The following is a 15,299-nucleotide window of genomic DNA, read 5'->3' on the forward strand; positions in this document are numbered from 1 at the left end:
ACGGCTAGGTTTCTGGACCATCGTCCAGGCGGTGCCGTCAGCGGACGGCCCTGGGCTGCCAACGATGGAGGTTCAATGTCGACTCCGAAGAGATGGCATGTCGTCGCGTCCGCCGCCGCCCTGCTCGTCGCCGGCACCCCGGCGATGGTGGCCAGCGCCGGCCCGTCGGACCCCGGGGCGTCCCACCGACGCACCGTCTGGGCGGGCAGCTGGGCCGCCGCGGTCACCAGGGGAAACGCGACCGGCCTGACCAACAACGGCCTCAACGACCAGAGCGTGCGGATGGTCGTGCACACCACCGTCGGCGGAGAGCGGTTCCGGGTCCGGCTGAGCAACTCCTACGGCGAGCAGGCCGTGCGGGTCGGCCGCGCCACCGTCGCGAAGCCGAACACCGCGACCCCCGACGACCTGTCCGACATCGACACCTCGACCCTGCGGACGCTGACCTTCGGCGGCGCCACCTCGGCCACCATGAACCGCGGCGCCGAGCTGGTCAGCGACCCCGTCGCGCTGCCCGTCGGCGACCAGCAGGACCTGGTGCTGACGGTGCACTTCCCGACCCCGACCGGGCCGGTGACCTTCCACGGCCAGTCCCGGCAGACCAACTTCATCGGCGCCACCGACCTGACCTCCGCCGCGGGCGGGGCCGGGTTCACGATCCGGCCGAACTGCTGCTGGTTCTTCCTGTCGGGCGTCGACGTGCAGCGCCGGCACAGCCCCGGCTCGGTGGTGGTCTTCGGCGACTCCATCGCCGACGGCAACGGCAGCACCGTCAACGCCAACAAGCGCTGGCCCGACCTGCTCGCCGACCGGCTCATCGACGCCCGCCCGGACGTACGCACCCCGGGCGTGCTCAACCTCAGCCTCGCCGGCAACCGGCTCAACCACGAGGGCCCGGAGCCCGGGGCGGGCGGCTTCCCCGGCTACCACGAACTCGGCCCCAACGCCCTGGCCCGGCTCGACGAGGACGTCTTCGCGCAGACCGACGCCCGAACCGTGATCACCCACCTCGGCATCAACGACGTCTGGATGTCGGGCGACTCCGCCGAGCAGATCATCGCCTCGCTGCGGCAGATCAACCAGCAGGTGAAGGCGCGCGGCCTGCGCAGTCTCGGGGCGACGCTCACCCCGTACGAGGGGCACGGCAACCCGGGGGTGTGGACGCCCGAGAAGGAGGCCACCCGGCAGGCGGTGAACACGTGGCTGCGCGGCAGCGACGAGTTCGACGGGCTGCTCGACTTCGACCGGGTGCTGCGCGATCCGGCGCAGCCGAGCCGGCTGCTGCCCGCGTACGACTCGGGCGACCACATCCACCCGAACGACGCCGGCAACCAGGCGCTGGCGAACGCCGTACCGCTGCGACTGCTCGGCCTGTGACACCGGCGCGGGCGGCGGGCGACCCCCGCCGCCCGCGGCGCCGTCGATGGGGGGACCGGAGGACCGTGGACGTCACCCAGCTGCTGACCCGTCTCTACGGCGACGAGGGCCGGCAGGACCCGTACCCCTGCTACGCCGCCCTGCACCGCCTGGGGCCCGTCAGCCCGGTGCCGGCGCGCGCCGGACACCGCTCGGTCGCCGCCGTCGCCGTCGGCTACGACCTGGTCAGCCAGGTGCTGCGCGACCCGCGGTGGTACAAGCAGGCCCCGCCGGGCTGGCGGGAGCAGGAGGTGCTGCCCACGCTCCAGACCTCGATGATGTTCGTCAACCCGCCGGAGCACACCCGGATGCGGGCGGTGTTCGCGAGGATCGCCGGGGCGCCGACGTACAGCGGCAGCCTCTTCCTGCGCGCCGTCGACAAGCTGACGGTGCATCCCCGAGGAGGTCCCGCGTGAGCGTCCATCCGCAGGTGGCGGCGTACCGGGCCGCCCGCGAGGCGGCCGGCACCCCGCCGCTGTACACCCAGACCCTGGCCGAGGCCCGCGCCGCCGACCTCGCCGCGATCCGCGCCGGCGGCGGCGCGGTCGAGCCGGTGCACGAGGTACGCGACACGCACGTGCCCGGCCCCGCCGGCGACCTGCCGGTGCGGATCCACCGACCGGCGGGGGAGGGGCCGCTGCCCACCCTGGTCTACTTCTTCGGCGGCGGATGGACGCTGGGCAGCGTCGACACCGCCGACGGCATCTGCCGGCGCCTCGCCAACGCGGTGCCCTGCCAGGTGGTCACCGTCGGCTACCGGCTGGCCCCGGAGCATCCCTTCCCCGCCGCCGTGCACGACTGCCACGCGGCCACCCGGTGGCTCGCCACGCACCCGGAGGAGTTCGGCGTCGACCCGCGGCGCGTGGCGGTCGGCGGGGACAGCGCCGGCGGCAACCTCGCCGCCGCCGTCACCCTGCTGGCCCGCGAGCGCGGCGGGCCCCGCCTCGCCGCCCAGCTGCTGGTGTACCCGAACACCGACCAGAGCGCCGAACCCGACGGCGCCGGCGAGGACCCGCTGCTGTTCAACCGCCGCTCGATCGCCTGGTACCGGGGCCACTACCTTCCCGACCCCGCCGACGCGCGGCACCCGCTGGCGTCGCCACTGCTCGCCGCGGACCTGACCGGCCTTCCGCCGGCGCTGGTGATCACCGCCGAGCACGACCCGCTGCGCGCCGAGGGGGAGCGGTACGCGCACCGGCTGCGCGACGCCGGGGTGCCCACCACCCTCACCCGGTACGCCGGAATGATCCACGGCTTCTTCGCCATGCCGGCGGCGTTCGACGACGGCCGGCGCGCCCAGGACGAGGCCGCCGCGTTCCTGCGCGGACGGCTCGGCGTCCCGGGTGACGGCACACCGGGTGACGGCGCGGTGGGTGACGGAGCCCTCGGCGTGGCGGCAGGCGGCGAGGCGCGTGGCGAACCGGCCGGCAGCGAACCGGCCGGCAGTGGGGCGACCGCCGGGGCGACTGCCGCCGGCGCGACGGACGGCGCATCGGCCGGCAGCGCGGCGACCGCCAGTGGGGGCGGCGCCGGTGGGAAGGGAGACCGGTGATGGTGGAGGGCGTGCTGCCGAAGTCGGACCTGCCGGTGGCGCAGCCGTCGCCGGCCAGCCTGGCCGACTTCGCGGGGCTGGCCCGGGCGGCGCTGCCGCCCGACGTGTGGGACTACGTCGACGGTGGCAGCGGCGCCGAGACGACGCTGGCCGCGAACCGCCGCGCGCTGGACCGGGTGGCCGTGCTGCCCCGGGTGCTGCGCGGCGTGCACACCCCGCGCACCGAGGCGCGGCTGCTCGGCGCGTCGTACGCCATGCCGGTGGCCGTGGCGCCGATGGCGTACCAGCGGCTGGTGCACCCCGACGGGGAGCTGGCGCTGGCCGCCGCCGCCGGCGCGGCCGGCGTGCCGTACGTGGCGAGCACCCTGGGCAGCGTGCCGATCGAGCAGATCGCGGAGACCGGCGCGACGGTCTGGTTCCAGCTCTACTGGCTGCGCGACCGGGGCCTGGTCGCGGACCTGCTGGACCGGGCGCACGCGGCGGGCTGCACCGCGCTCACGGTCACCGTGGACGTGCCGATCCTCGGCCCGCGGCGGCGCGACGTGCGCAACGCGTTCGCCATCCCGCCGCACGTCGTGGCGGCCAACCTGCCGGCCGGCCGGGACGACCTCGCGCACACCGCCACCCCGGGGGTCTCCGCCATCGCCGCCCACACCGGCGAGGTCTTCGCGCCCGCGCTGACCTGGGCCGACCTGGAGTGGCTGCGCGGCCGTACCGCCCTGCCGCTGGTGGTGAAGGGCGTGCTGGACCCGCGCGACGCGGAGCTGGCGGTGGCCGCCGGCGCGGACGCCGTGGTGGTCTCCAACCACGGCGGCCGGCAGCTCGACGGGGCGCCGGCCACCGCGACCATGCTGCCGGAGGTGGTGGCGGCGGTGGCCGACCGGTGCGAGGTGCTGCTGGACAGCGGCGTTCGCGACGGCGTCGACGTGCTGCGCGCGCTCGCCCTCGGCGCGCGGGGGGTGCTGGTCGGCCGGCCGATGCTGTGGGCGCTCGCCGCCGGCGGCGAGGCCGGGGCCCGGACGGCGCTCGAGCTGCTGGCCGGCGAGTTCCGCGACGCCCTGGCGCTGGCCGGCTGCGCCGGCCCGGAGGCCGCCGGCGAGCTGCGCGTGCTGACGGAGGGCTGAGCGGTGGCCGACCCGGTGGACCTGCGCGTCGCCGACCTGCACCCGGCGGTCGACGACCCGGCGCTGAACTCGATGAACTTCCTCAACGAGGTGGCGCAGCACTATCCCGACGCGGTGTCGCTGGCGGCCGGCCGGCCGTACGAGGAGTTCTTCGACGTCGCGGCGCTGCACCGGCACCTGGAGACGTTCCGCCGGCACCTGGCCGACGACCTCGGACAGAGCCCCGCGCAGGTGCAGCGGACGCTGTTTCAGTACGGCCGCACCAAGGGCATCGTGCACCACCTCGTCGCCCGCAACCTCGCCGTCGACGAGGGGATGACGGTCGACCCGGAGGCGATCGTGGTGACCGTCGGCTGCCAGGAGGCGATGTTCCTGGTGCTGCGGGCGCTGCGGGCCGACCCGCGCGACGTGCTGCTCGCCGTCGCCCCGACGTACGTCGGGCTGACCGGCGCCGCCCGGCTGCTGGACCTGCCGGTGCGGCCGGTGCGGGGCGGCCCGGCCGGGATCGACCTGGCCGACCTGCGCGAGCAGGTGCGCCTCGCCCGGGCGGCGGGGCTGCGCCCACGCGCCTGCTACGTGATGCCGGACTTCGCCAACCCGTCCGGGACCAGCATCGGCCCCGCCGACCGGCGGCGGCTGCTCGACCTGGCCGCCGAGGAGGACCTGCTGCTGCTGGAGGACAACCCGTACGGTCTCTTTCCGGCCTCGGACGCCGGTCGGCCGCCGACGCTCAAGGCGCTGGACACCGCGCGGCGGGTGGTCTACCTGGGCTCGTTCGCCAAGACGGTGCTGCCCGGCGCGCGCGTGGGCTACGTGGTCGCCGACCAGCGGGTCGCGGGCGCCGACGGCAACGTGGGGCTGCTCGCCGACCAGCTCGCCAAGATCAAGAGCATGGTCACGGTGAACACCTCGGCCATCGCCCAGGCGGTGGTCGGCGGGGCGCTGCTGGAGCACGGGTGCAGCCTCGCGGCGGCCACCGTCCGGGAGCGGGCCGCGTACGGACGCAACCTGCGCCACCTGGTCGACGGCCTGGCCCGGCGCTTCCCGGCGGGCACCTCGCCGGTGCGCTGGAACGTCCCGGCCGGCGGGTTCTTCGTCGTGGTCACCGTGCCGTTCGGTGTCGACGACGCCCTGCTGCACCGCTCCGCCCGGGAGTACGGGCTGCTCTGGACGCCGATGGCGCACTTCTACGACGACGGCGCCCCGGTCGACGCGCTGCGGCTGTCGGTCAGCGCCGTCACCCCGGACCAGATCGATCTCGGGCTGGACCGGCTGGCCGCGCTGGTCGCCGACGAGACGGCCCGCCGGGCGGCGACGGCCGACGTGGGATGACACACCGCGTTCACCGCACGGCAAAGCGCGACCGCCCGTGTTTCGCCGTCCTGGGTGGACACTCATAATGGACGCCATGGTCGCCTGGGAGTACGCGTTGCTGGTCCGCCGCTATCAGGGGCAGGGCCGCAACTTCCATGTCAGCTTCATCTGGTACGGCCCGGACGGGTCGCGCCGGGACATCACCGCGTACGGCGACACCGCGATCGCGCACCTCAACCGGGCCGGCCGGGAGGGCTGGGAACTGGTCTCCGCGGCCGAGGACGTGAACAACGTCCAGGGCAGCACCGAGGTGCACCGCTACCACCTGAAGCGGCCCGTCGCCTGAGGCCGCGGCCCGTCCCCTCCTCCCCGCCGCCCGGGGCCCGCCCCGGGTGAGGCTCGGGTCCGCCCGGATCCGGTTCGCACGACGCCGCCCCGGCGCCGGTTCGTACCACGGCGCCACCCGTCGGCGGCGTGCCGGGCGCGCGGCGATTGTTGCTAGCGTTTCCTCCCGCCGTCGCCGACCGGCCGCCCGCCCGGGGCGCCGACGCCGCGCGGCGGGAGGAGGAGCCGTGGCGGCAGCAGGAGACGCGGCGCGGCCGGCGGCCGGGTCACCCCGGTTCGTCGTGGGCGTCGACTTCGGCACCCTCTCCGGTCGGGCGGTCGTGGTCGACGTCGCCGACGGCACCGTCCGGGGCGAGGCCGTCCACCCGTACCGGCACGGGGTGCTCACCGAGCGGCTGCCGGACGGCACGCCGCTGCCGCCGGACTGGGCGTTGCAGCACCCCGACGACCACCGCGAGGTGCTCCGCGTCGCGGTGCCCGCCGCGCTACGCGCCGCCGGGGTCCGCGCCGAGGACGTGTGCGGCATCGGCGTCGACGCCACCTCCTGCACGATGCTGCCCACCCTCGCCGACGGCACCCCGCTCTGCGAGCTGCCCGACCTGGCCGGGCGGCCGCACGCGTACCCGAAGCTGTGGAAGCACCACGCGGCCCAGCGGCAGGCCGCCCGGATCAACGACGTCGCCGCCGCGCGCGGCGAGCGCTGGCTGCCCCGCTACGGCGGCCGGGTCTCCGCCGAGTGGCAGCTCGCCAAGGCGCTGGAGGTGCTCCAGGAGGATCCGGAGGTCTTCGACCGGGCGGAGCGCTTCATCGAGACCGCGGACTGGCTGGTCTGGCAGCTCTGCGGCCGGGAGACCCGCAACGTCTCCGCGGCGGGCTACAAGGGGCTGCGGCAGGACGGGCGGTACCCGTCGGCGGAGTTCCTGCGCGCCCTGCATCCCCGCCTCGACGGGCTGCTGCCCCGCGTCGACGGCCCGCTCGTGCCGATGGGCGCCCGGGCCGGCGGGCTCACCGCCGACGCGGCCCGGTGGACCGGGCTGCCGGTCGGGACCGCCGTCGCGGCGGGCGCCATCGACGCGCACGTCACCGCCGCGGCGGCCCGCGCGGTCGAGCCCGGCCGGATGCTGGCGGTGCTCGGCACCTCCACCTGCCTGATCATGAACGCGGCGGCGTACCGCGAGGTGCCCGGCGTCTGCGGCGTGGTCGACGGGGGCGTCACCGCCGGGGCCTGGGGCTACGAGGCGGGACAGAGCGGGGTCGGGGACATCTTCGCCTGGTACGCGCGCAACGCCCTGCCGGCCCGCTACGCCGACGAGGCGCGCCGCCGAGGGCTCAGCCCGTACGAGCTGCTGGACACCCTCGCCGCCGACCAGCCGGTGGGCGGGCACGGGCTGCTGGCCCTGGACTGGCACAGCGGCAACCGCTCGGTGCTGATGGACCACGAGCTGAGCGGCGTACTGGTCGGGCTGACCCTGGCCACCCGGCCCGAGGAGATCTGGCGGGCGCTGCTGGAGGCCACCGCCTTCGGTGCCCGGACCGTCGTCGACGCGTTCACCGCCGCCGGGGTGGCCGTCGACGAACTGACCGTGGCCGGCGGACTGACCGACAACCGGTTGCTGCTGCGGATCTACGCCGACGTGCTCGGCCGGCCGCTGCACGTGGTCGACTCCGCACACCCGGCGGCGCTGGGCGCGGCCATCCACGCGGCGGTCGCCGCCGGTGCGTACCCGGACGTGCCGGCCGCCTCGGCGGCGATGGGCGCCGGCCGGCGCGAGACCTGGCACCCCGACCCGGCCCGGGCGGCGGCCTACGACGAGCTGTACGCCGAGTACCGCGCCCTGCACGACCACTTCGGCCGTGGCGGCACCCACGTCCTGCACCGCCTCCGCACCCTCCGCCACCGCCCCCACTGACCCGCCCACCCCACCCAGCGCGTCGATCATGCAGTTGTGGTGGGCCGCAAAACGACATCAGGGCGCCTGGAACGGGCACCGGAACCGCATGATCGACGCGTTGCCCGGGCGTTGCCCGCTCTGGCGGCGGCGCGCGGGGACGGGGACGCCCCCGCTCGGTGGGCCGGGCGGGGGCGTCGGGTGGTGCGGTTCAGCCGAGGTCGACGGCCGGGTAGAGGGGGAAGCCGGTCAGCAGGTCGCTGGCCTGCTTGGCGACCCGGTCGGCGACGGCCGGGTCGAGGACGTACTTGGCCTTGGACGCGGTGCCGTCCGCGTTCGCGCCCGGCTTGGTCTGGCTGAGCACGGTGTGGATCAGCTCGGCCGTCTCGTCCATCTGCGCGGTGCCCAGCCCCCGGCTGGTCAGCGCCGGGGTGCCGACCCGGATGCCGGAGGTGTACCAGGCGCCGTTCGGGTCCTGCGGCACGGAGTTGCGGTTGGTGACGATGCCCGAGTCGAGCAGCGCCTGCTCGGCCTGCCGGCCGGTCAGCCCGTAGCCGGAGACGTCGATCAGCACCAGGTGGTTGTCGGTGCCGCCGGTGACCAGCTTGCCGCCGCGCCGCAGCAGCCCCTCGGCGAGCGCCTGGGCGTTGTCGACGATCCGCTGGGCGTAGTCGGCGAAGTCGGGGCGGCGGGCCTCGGCGAGGGCGACGGCCTTGGCGGCCATCACGTGCGGCAGCGGGCCGCCGAGCACCATCGGGCAGCCCCGGTCGACCTGGTCGGCCAGCTCGGGCTGGCAGAGCACCATGCCGCCGCGCGGGCCGCGCAGCGACTTGTGCGTGGTGGTGGTGACGACGTGCGCGTGCGGCACCGGGTCGAAGTCGCCGGTGAAGACCTTCCCGGCGACCAGGCCGGCGAAGTGCGCCATGTCGACCATGAAGGTGGCGCCGACCGAGTCGGCGATCTCCCGCATGATCCGGAAATTGACCTTCCGCGGGTACGCCGAGTAGCCGGCGACCAGGATCAGCGGCTTGAACTCGCGGGCCGCCTCGGCGACCTTGTCGTAGTCCACGAGGCCGGTGACCGGGTCGGTGCCGTAGCTGCGCTGGTCGAACATCTTGCCGGAGATGTTCGGCCGGAACCCGTGGGTGAGGTGGCCGCCGGCGTCCAGCGACATGCCGAGCATCCGCTGGTTGCCCAGCTCCCGGCGCAGCGCGAACCAGTCCGCCTCGGTGAGGTCGTTGACCTGCCGCACCTGGGCCTTCCTGAGCGCCGGCGACTCCACCCGGTCGGCCAGGATCGCCCAGAACGCCACCAGGTTGGCGTCGATGCCGGAGTGCGGCTGCACGTACGCGTGGGCGGCGCCGAACAGCTCCCGGGCGTGCTCGGCGGCGAGCGCCTCGACGGTGTCGACGTTCTGGCAGCCCGCGTAGAAGCGGCGGCCGACGGTGCCCTCGGCGTACTTGTCGCTGAACCAGTTGCCCATGGTCAGCAGGGTGGCGGGGGAGGCGTAGTTCTCGCTGGCGATGAGCTTGAGCGACTCGCGCTGGTCGGCGAGTTCGGCGCCGATGGCGTCGGCCACCCGGGGCTCGACGGCGCGGATCACCTCGAGGGCGCTGCGGAAGGCGGTGGATTCGGCGTTCAGCGACGACATGCGACCTCCAGTGACGTGCGGAAGGCCCAGGCGCTCGGCATGCGTCCTCATGACGGGACCGCTTCCCGATGGTTCTCCATCCCTACGCGCCAGTCACGGCCCGTGCCGATCCTACCGGGTCGACCCTGGCGGTTCCCGGCCCACCTCGCCCCGGCGGCGGGCCCCCGGCGGGGCGGGCGGGTGTCGACGTGGGGATTGACCGGCCCGGGACCGGGGCACAGCACACCCCGGGACGGCCCCGGTGCGCGGGCCGCCCGTCGACGAGGGGAGTGACGGGCAGATGACCACATCGGGCACGGACCGGCCGTTCGCCGTGGTGACCGGCGCGTCCAGCGGCATCGGGTACGAACTGGCGGCCCAGTTCGTCGAGCACGGGTACGACCTGGTGGTCGCCGCCGAGGACGACGGGATCGGCACGGCGGCGGAGCGGCTGCGGCGCGACGGGGGACCCCGGGTGGATCCCGTCCGGGCCGACCTGACCCGCGCAGAGGGGGTCGAGGCGCTGGCGGCGGCCGTGGCCGCGACCGGCCGCCCGGTCGACGCGCTGGCCCTCAACGCCGGGCGGGGCGCCGGCGGGGAGTTCGTCGGGGGCACCACGATCGCGGACGAGCTGGCGGTCGTCGACCTGAACGTGCGCTCGACGGTGCACCTGGCCAAGCTGCTGCTGCCGGGCATGGTGCGGCGCGGCGCCGGCCGGGTCCTGTTCACCTCGTCGATCGCCGCGACCATGCCGGGGCCCTTCCAGGCCGTCTACAACGCCTCGAAGTCGTTCGTGCAGTCCTTCGCGGAGGCGCTGCGCAACGAGCTGAAGGACACCGGGGTGACGGTGACCTCGCTGATGCCGGGGCCGACCGACACGGAGTTCTTCGCCCGTGCCGAGATGGAGGACACCCGGGTCGGCTCGGGACGCAAGGACGACCCGCGGACCGTGGCCGAGCAGGGCTTCGCGGCGATGATGCGGGGCGACCAGACGGTGACCGCGGGTTCGCTGCTCAACAAGGTGCAGACCGCCGCCGGCAAGATCGTCCCGGACAGGCTCAAGGCGGCGCAGCACCGCAGGATGGCCGAACCGGGCTCCGGCAGCTGACCCTTCCGGGGCGCGGCGGCGGGCCGTGGGGGCCCGCCGCCGGTGCGGGGGAACTTCGCGGTCGGGCGCGCCGCTGCCTATGATCGGCGGCATGGCGGGGGAGGAGGGCGAGGGCGGCAGCCTGCTCGCCATCAGCGACCTGCACGTCGGTCACCGGGACAACCGGGAGGTGGTCGAGGGGCTTCGCCCCGGATCGCCGCGGGACTGGCTGCTGGTCGCCGGGGACGTGGGCGACACCGTGGCCGACGTGGAGTGGGCCCTCGGCCTGCTCAGCCGTCGCTTCGCGAAGGTGGTCTGGGCGCCGGGCAACCACGAACTGTGGACCCCGCCGGCCGACCCGGTGACGTTACGCGGGGCCGCGCGCTACGCGCACCTGGTCGACGTCTGCCGGCGGCTGGGCGTGCTGACCCCGGAGGACCCGTACCCGGTGTGGCGGGGCACGGGCGGGCCCGTGGTCGTGGCGCCGCTGTTCCTGCTCTACGACCACAGTTGGCGCCCGGACGGGTTCGACACCCCCGAGGCGGCGCTGGAGGAGGCGTACCGGACGGGGATCGTGTGCACCGACGAGTTCCTGCTGCACCCCGACCCGTACCCGAGCCGGTCGGCCTGGTGTGCCGCCCGCGTCGCCGAGACCGCGCGTCGGCTCGCCGAACGGGAGCCGGGACTGCCGACGGTGCTGGTCAACCACTGGCCGCTGCTGCGCGAGCCGACCCGGGTGCTGCGCTACCCGATCTTCGCCCAGTGGTGCGGCACCGAGTCCACCGCCGACTGGCACCTGCGCTTCGACGCCGCCGCGGTGGTCTACGGCCACCTGCACATCCCCCGTACCACCTGGCACGACGGGGTGCGGTTCGAGGAGGTCTCGGTGGGCTACCCGCGGGAGTGGCGGCCCCGGGCCGCGCCCCCGGCGCTGCGGCGGATCCTGCCCGGCCCCCCGGCGTGACGACGGGCCCCGGCGCACCGGGGCCCGTCGAGTGCCGTCCGCTCAGGCCGTCACGGCGTCCAGCGACTTCTTGATCGCCTTCGGGTCGGTCGGCTTGCGGGGCGCGTCGGCGCGCAGCTCGATCATCCGCTCGCCGATCTCCTGGAGCTGCTTACGGCCGAGGGCCTCGCGCACCTTCGGGAACCACTCCTGCTCCTCCTCCTCGACGTGGTGCAGGACGTTCTCGATCAGCACCGTGGTCTTGGCGTTGAAGCGCTCGTCGGCGGCGTCCATGGTGAACAGCTCGGCGCAGAGCACGTCGGCGACGTGGTGTTCCTCGTACGACTCGAGGATGTCGTCCTCCAGGTCGGGCAGGAGCCTGCGGACCTCGGGATACATCACCTCGTTCTCGAGGTAGGTGTGGACCGTGAGGGCTTCCAGGATCTCGTTCACCAGCTTCTGCCGCCGCGCCGCCGGACCCTCCTCGGCATCCTGGAACGCCTTGAACAGGCGGCGCATCTCCTTGTGGTCCTCTTTCAACAGGACGATGGCATCGGTGGACACCGTATGACCTCCTAGCTCGGCTGACACCTCCACCCGTACCCCCGGGGTGAGCAGCGAAAACGGATGGGGCCCGGCGAATCACCGCCGGGCCCCACCACGGGTCGTGCCGTGCTGTTACTTCACCACGTTGTACGCGTTGACCATGCCGGCGCCGTAGAAGCCGTTGCGCTTGCCGCCGGAGCAGGTCGCGTCGTAGGCGTTCGGGCCGGCCGCGATCAGCGGCACCGGGTTGTAGACGCCACCGGGGCACGTGATCGCCTCGGCGGTGTTGCCCAGGAAGGCCGACAGCTGACCCGAGGTCATGCCCGGGTGTGCCGAGACGGCCAGGGCGGCCACGCCGGCGGCGTGCGGCGAGGACATCGAGGTGCCCTGCTTGTAACCCCAGCCGTTGGTCTTCGTGGTGGTGTTGTAGGTGGTGGACAGGATGCCGTCGGTCGGGGTCGAGCTGACACCCCGGGTACGGAAGCGGGTGTCGCCACCCGGCGCCGTCACCTCGATCACGCCCTGGCCGTACGAGGAGTAGTAGCTCTTCTGCCCGGTCGGGCCGACCGCCGACACCGTCACCACGCCCGGCGCCTCGCCCGGCAGGACGAGGCAGGAGTTGGTGAGGTTCTCGCGCTCCTCGGGCGTCCCGTTGTTCGGGCTGCCCGTGTCGGTGATCTTGTGAGCGAGGTCGAAGTTCGAGTTACCCGCGGACGCCACGTGCAGCACGCCCTTGCTCTGCGAGTAACGCAGGGCCCGCTGGACCGCCTTCCACACCGGACGCTGGCGTGCGTCGTTGCGGCAGTTGAGCTCCCACGGGTCGATGTAGTAGCTGTTGTTGGTCACCCGCATGCCCTGCTCGGCGGCCCAGATGAACCCGCAGACCGCGGCCTCGGGGAAGATGTAGCCGTCGTCGTTGACCACCTTGACGGCGGCCACCTTGACGCCCGGGGCCACACCGGTCACCCCGACGCCGTTGACGGCGGCGGCGATGGTGCCGGCCACGTGGGTGCCGTGGTCGGAGGTGGTCGGGTTCCAGGCGGACTCGGTGGTGTCGGAGACCCCACCGATGCAGGACGTGCTCTTGTTCTTCGCGATCTGGCTGGCCAGGTCGGGGTGGCTGGAGGAGATGCCGCTGTCCAGCACGCCCACCACCACGTCGGCGCGGCCGGCGTTGACGGCGTGGGCCTGCGGGACGTCGATCATCGGCATGTCCCACTGCTGACCGAAGAGGGGCTCCTTGGTCGGGTCGGCGGTCGTGTTGGCCGCCTCGGCCGCGGAGACCTCCAGGGTCTCGCCCTCCTCGAGGGCGGTGCCCAGGCCGGCCGTGGACGCCACCGAGTCGACGCCCGCGCCTGCCACGTCCGTGACGAAGTCGGGGTTGGTCGACCGGACGACGAGCACGCCGATCTGGTCGTAGCTGGCCACCACGGTGCCGTTGGCGGCGGCCACGCGGGCGGCCGCCTTGTCGGTCGTGGCGCCCTGCGGTGCGAGCACCAGGAACGTGGTGTCCGGGCCGGCGGCCGAGGCCGCCGGGGCCACCCCGCCGGCGACGGCGAGGCCGACGCCGAGCGTCACGGCGGACGCGGCAGCCAGTGTCTTGCGACGGAGGTTCTTCACACAGACTCCCAGGGGCTGTTTCCAGCCGGGGTACGCCCCCTGGCGGGGAGCGACCGGCGGGAGGCGGGCGGGGATGCACGCCTCCGCAAGCACCAGCGTCGCGGCGTCCGGTGGCGTTACACGCGTCCGCGGGGCCCGGGCGGGAGGTGTCAGACGGTCGCCAGGGTGTGGGGGATCTCGTCGAGCAGCTCCCGGGCGAGGAAACCGATCCGGCCGAACCGGGGGACCAGCCGCTGACCGCTCACCGCGTGGGCGAACGCCGCCCAGCAGGCGGCCTGTGCCGGTTCCGCGCCCCGCGACAGCAGCCCGGCCAGCAGCCCGGCGCGGACGTCCCCGCTGCCGGAGGTGCCCAGACCGGCGTCGCCGCTCTCCTCCCGCCAGCTCCGGCCGTCGGGGGTGGCGATGTGGCCGTAGAGCGACACCACCGCGTCGTACCGGCGGGCCAGCTCCGTCGCCTCGGCGTCGAGGTCGTCGCCGGGCTCCCGGTCGAGCAGGTGCCGGGCCTCGGTGAGGTTGGGGGTGAGCACCACCGGCCGGCCGGACCCGACCAGGAGGTCAGGGGCGTGGCTGAGGGCCCCCAGGGCGTACGCGTCGAGCACCAGCGACGTCTCCGGACCGGCCGCGTCGAGCACCAGGCGCAGCAGGCGACCGGTCTCGTCGATGTCCTTCAGGCCGGGGCCGACGGCCACCACGTCCGCCTCGGCCACCAGGTCGCCCAGCAGCTCGCCGGGCCGTCCCGCGACCGCCCCCTCGGTGGTCTCCGGCAGCCCCACCACCAGCGCCTCGGGCACCTGGATGCTCAGCGCGGCGGCGGTGGACTCGGCGGCGGCGAGCTGGAGCACGCCGGCCCCGGCCCGTAGCGCGGCCACGCCGGCGAGCAGCACCGCGCCGGGGGTGAACCGCGAGCCGCCGACCACCAGCACCGTGCCCCGGGCCTCCTTGCCGCCGGTCGGCACGGGCAGCGCCCAGTCCCGCAGCAGACCGGGGGTGATCACCCGCGTGTCAGACCGGTTCGGCATGGACCTCGTCCTCCCTGGTCGGTCGGGCGCCCTGCTCGCGCAGGTGACCGACGTCGTTGAACACATCGGGGGTCAGCCGGCCGTCGGTCCCGGCGGACCAGCCGGTGATCGAGCAGTTGGCGATGACGTGCTCGCGGGTCAGCGCCATCAGCTCCGCCTCGGTGAGCCCCTCCACGAGGTAACGGGTCAGGAAGACCAGGGCGTCGTGGCCGAACAGCAGCACGCGCCGGCCCTCGTGGTCGCGGCGCAGGTCGCCGAGGAGGGCACGCAGGCGCAGCGCCACGTCGGTCCAGGACTCTCCGCCCGGCGGCCGGTAGTAGAACTTGCCGAGCCGGTCGCGGCGCGCCGCCTCCTCCGGGTGCCGCCGGCGCACCCCCTGCCCGGTCAGGCCGTCCAGGATGCCCAGCTCCCGGTCGCGCAGTCGCTCGTCGCGGCTGAGCGGGATCCCGGTGCCGGCCAGTGCCAGCTCGGCGGTCCGCACCGCCCGCAGGTACGGCGACACCACCGCCACGTCCGGCCGGCGGGCCTCGGGCAGCCCGGCCAGCCACCGCGCGGTGGCCCGGGCCTGCTCCTCCCCGGTCGGGCTCAACGGCACGTCCGCGTCCCGGTGGGTCAGGTCGATCAGCTCGGCGCCGGACGTCTCGGCCGCCGTGGCCGCCACGTTCGCCGTGCTCTCGCCGTGCCGGACGATCCAGAGCGTCGCCAGTTCCGCCATGCGGCAACCCCTACCCGCAAGCCCGCCGAGGTAACCGGGCCCGCCACTCGGTGTCATCCGGCCGGGGCAGCGGACGGAGACGGTGCGCCGGGTCGCGCC

The 15,299-nt window shown here is 74.7% G+C and carries 12 protein-coding genes, 2 pseudogenes and 1 riboswitch; of the genes and pseudogenes, 9 read left to right on the plus strand and 5 right to left on the minus strand.

Features of this window, described 5'->3' with window-relative positions; translation table 11 throughout:
- The first annotated feature begins 75 nt into the window (after positions 1 to 75).
- The 7 genes and pseudogenes from AB0883_RS22865 to AB0883_RS22895 all read left to right on the plus strand — a co-directional run bounded on the left by AB0883_RS22865 (position 76) and on the right by AB0883_RS22895 (position 7,661).
- Positions 76 to 1,377 carry an SGNH/GDSL hydrolase family protein gene (locus AB0883_RS22865; protein ID WP_366643223.1) on the plus strand — a complete coding sequence of 434 codons (1,302 nt, stop codon included), beginning with the start codon at positions 76 to 78 and terminating at the stop codon, positions 1,375 to 1,377.
- A gap of 65 nt (positions 1,378 to 1,442) precedes the next feature.
- A pseudogene (locus AB0883_RS22870) lies at positions 1,443 to 1,742 on the plus strand (cytochrome P450); the annotation flags it as partial.
- Between the two features lie 86 nt (positions 1,743 to 1,828).
- Positions 1,829 to 2,746 (plus strand): annotated as a pseudogene (locus AB0883_RS22875) (alpha/beta hydrolase); the annotation flags it as partial.
- 221 nt (positions 2,747 to 2,967) lie between these two features.
- Positions 2,968 to 4,092: an alpha-hydroxy acid oxidase gene (locus tag AB0883_RS22880; protein ID WP_366643225.1), complete on the plus strand. Its 1,125-nt coding sequence runs from the start codon at positions 2,968 to 2,970 to the stop codon at positions 4,090 to 4,092.
- Positions 4,093 to 4,095: 3 nt separating this feature from the next.
- A complete protein-coding gene (locus AB0883_RS22885) occupies positions 4,096 to 5,424 on the plus strand; it encodes a PLP-dependent aminotransferase family protein (RefSeq protein WP_366643227.1) in 1,329 nt (442 codons plus the stop codon).
- A 67-nt stretch (positions 5,425 to 5,491) separates the two neighbouring features.
- A complete protein-coding gene (locus tag AB0883_RS22890) occupies positions 5,492 to 5,752 on the plus strand; it encodes a hypothetical protein (protein ID WP_121398707.1) in 261 nt (86 codons plus the stop codon).
- A gap of 226 nt (positions 5,753 to 5,978) precedes the next feature.
- Positions 5,979 to 7,661: a ribulokinase gene (locus AB0883_RS22895; protein WP_366643228.1), complete on the plus strand. Its 1,683-nt coding sequence runs from the start codon at positions 5,979 to 5,981 to the stop codon at positions 7,659 to 7,661.
- A 190-nt stretch (positions 7,662 to 7,851) separates the two neighbouring features.
- Here the strand turns inward: AB0883_RS22895 and AB0883_RS22900 are convergent, their stop codons facing one another.
- Positions 7,852 to 9,291, minus strand: a complete 1,440-nt coding sequence (locus tag AB0883_RS22900) for a glycine hydroxymethyltransferase (RefSeq protein ID WP_366643229.1) — start codon at positions 9,289 to 9,291, stop codon at positions 7,852 to 7,854.
- A gap of 17 nt (positions 9,292 to 9,308) precedes the next feature.
- Positions 9,309 to 9,398: riboswitch (ZMP/ZTP riboswitch) on the minus strand.
- Positions 9,399 to 9,571: 173 nt separating this feature from the next.
- On the opposite strand from AB0883_RS22900, the gene AB0883_RS22905 reads away from it, so the two are divergent.
- Together AB0883_RS22905 and AB0883_RS22910 are read left to right on the plus strand one after the other, a co-directional pair.
- Entirely contained in the window at positions 9,572 to 10,378 is an 807-nt protein-coding gene (locus AB0883_RS22905; protein WP_366643230.1) for an SDR family NAD(P)-dependent oxidoreductase, read from the plus strand.
- A 91-nt stretch (positions 10,379 to 10,469) separates the two neighbouring features.
- Positions 10,470 to 11,321 carry a metallophosphoesterase gene (locus AB0883_RS22910; RefSeq protein ID WP_366643231.1) on the plus strand — a complete coding sequence of 284 codons (852 nt, stop codon included), beginning with the start codon at positions 10,470 to 10,472 and terminating at the stop codon, positions 11,319 to 11,321.
- Positions 11,322 to 11,363: 42 nt separating this feature from the next.
- Here the strand turns inward: AB0883_RS22910 and AB0883_RS22915 are convergent, their stop codons facing one another.
- From AB0883_RS22915 to AB0883_RS22930, 4 genes are all read right to left on the minus strand, one after another.
- Positions 11,364 to 11,864 (minus strand): hemerythrin domain-containing protein, encoded by a 501-nt coding sequence (locus AB0883_RS22915; protein WP_366643232.1) that lies wholly within the window; start codon positions 11,862 to 11,864, stop codon positions 11,364 to 11,366.
- Positions 11,865 to 11,978: 114 nt separating this feature from the next.
- A complete protein-coding gene (locus AB0883_RS22920; protein ID WP_366643233.1) occupies positions 11,979 to 13,466 on the minus strand; it encodes a S8 family serine peptidase in 1,488 nt (495 codons plus the stop codon).
- Positions 13,467 to 13,615: 149 nt separating this feature from the next.
- Positions 13,616 to 14,485, minus strand: coding sequence for an NAD(P)H-hydrate dehydratase (locus tag AB0883_RS22925; protein WP_366643235.1), 870 nt, complete (start codon positions 14,483 to 14,485; stop codon positions 13,616 to 13,618).
- On the minus strand, positions 14,469 to 15,200 hold the full coding sequence (locus tag AB0883_RS22930) for a histidine phosphatase family protein (protein ID WP_366643236.1): 732 nt from the start codon (positions 15,198 to 15,200) through the stop codon (positions 14,469 to 14,471). Before AB0883_RS22930 ends, AB0883_RS22925 begins: the two co-directional genes overlap by 17 nt.
- Positions 15,201 to 15,299: the final 99 nt, after the last annotated feature.

The sequence above is a fragment of the Micromonospora sp. NPDC047812 genome (genome assembly GCF_040704175.1).
GTDB lineage: Bacteria > Actinomycetota > Actinomycetes > Mycobacteriales > Micromonosporaceae > Micromonospora.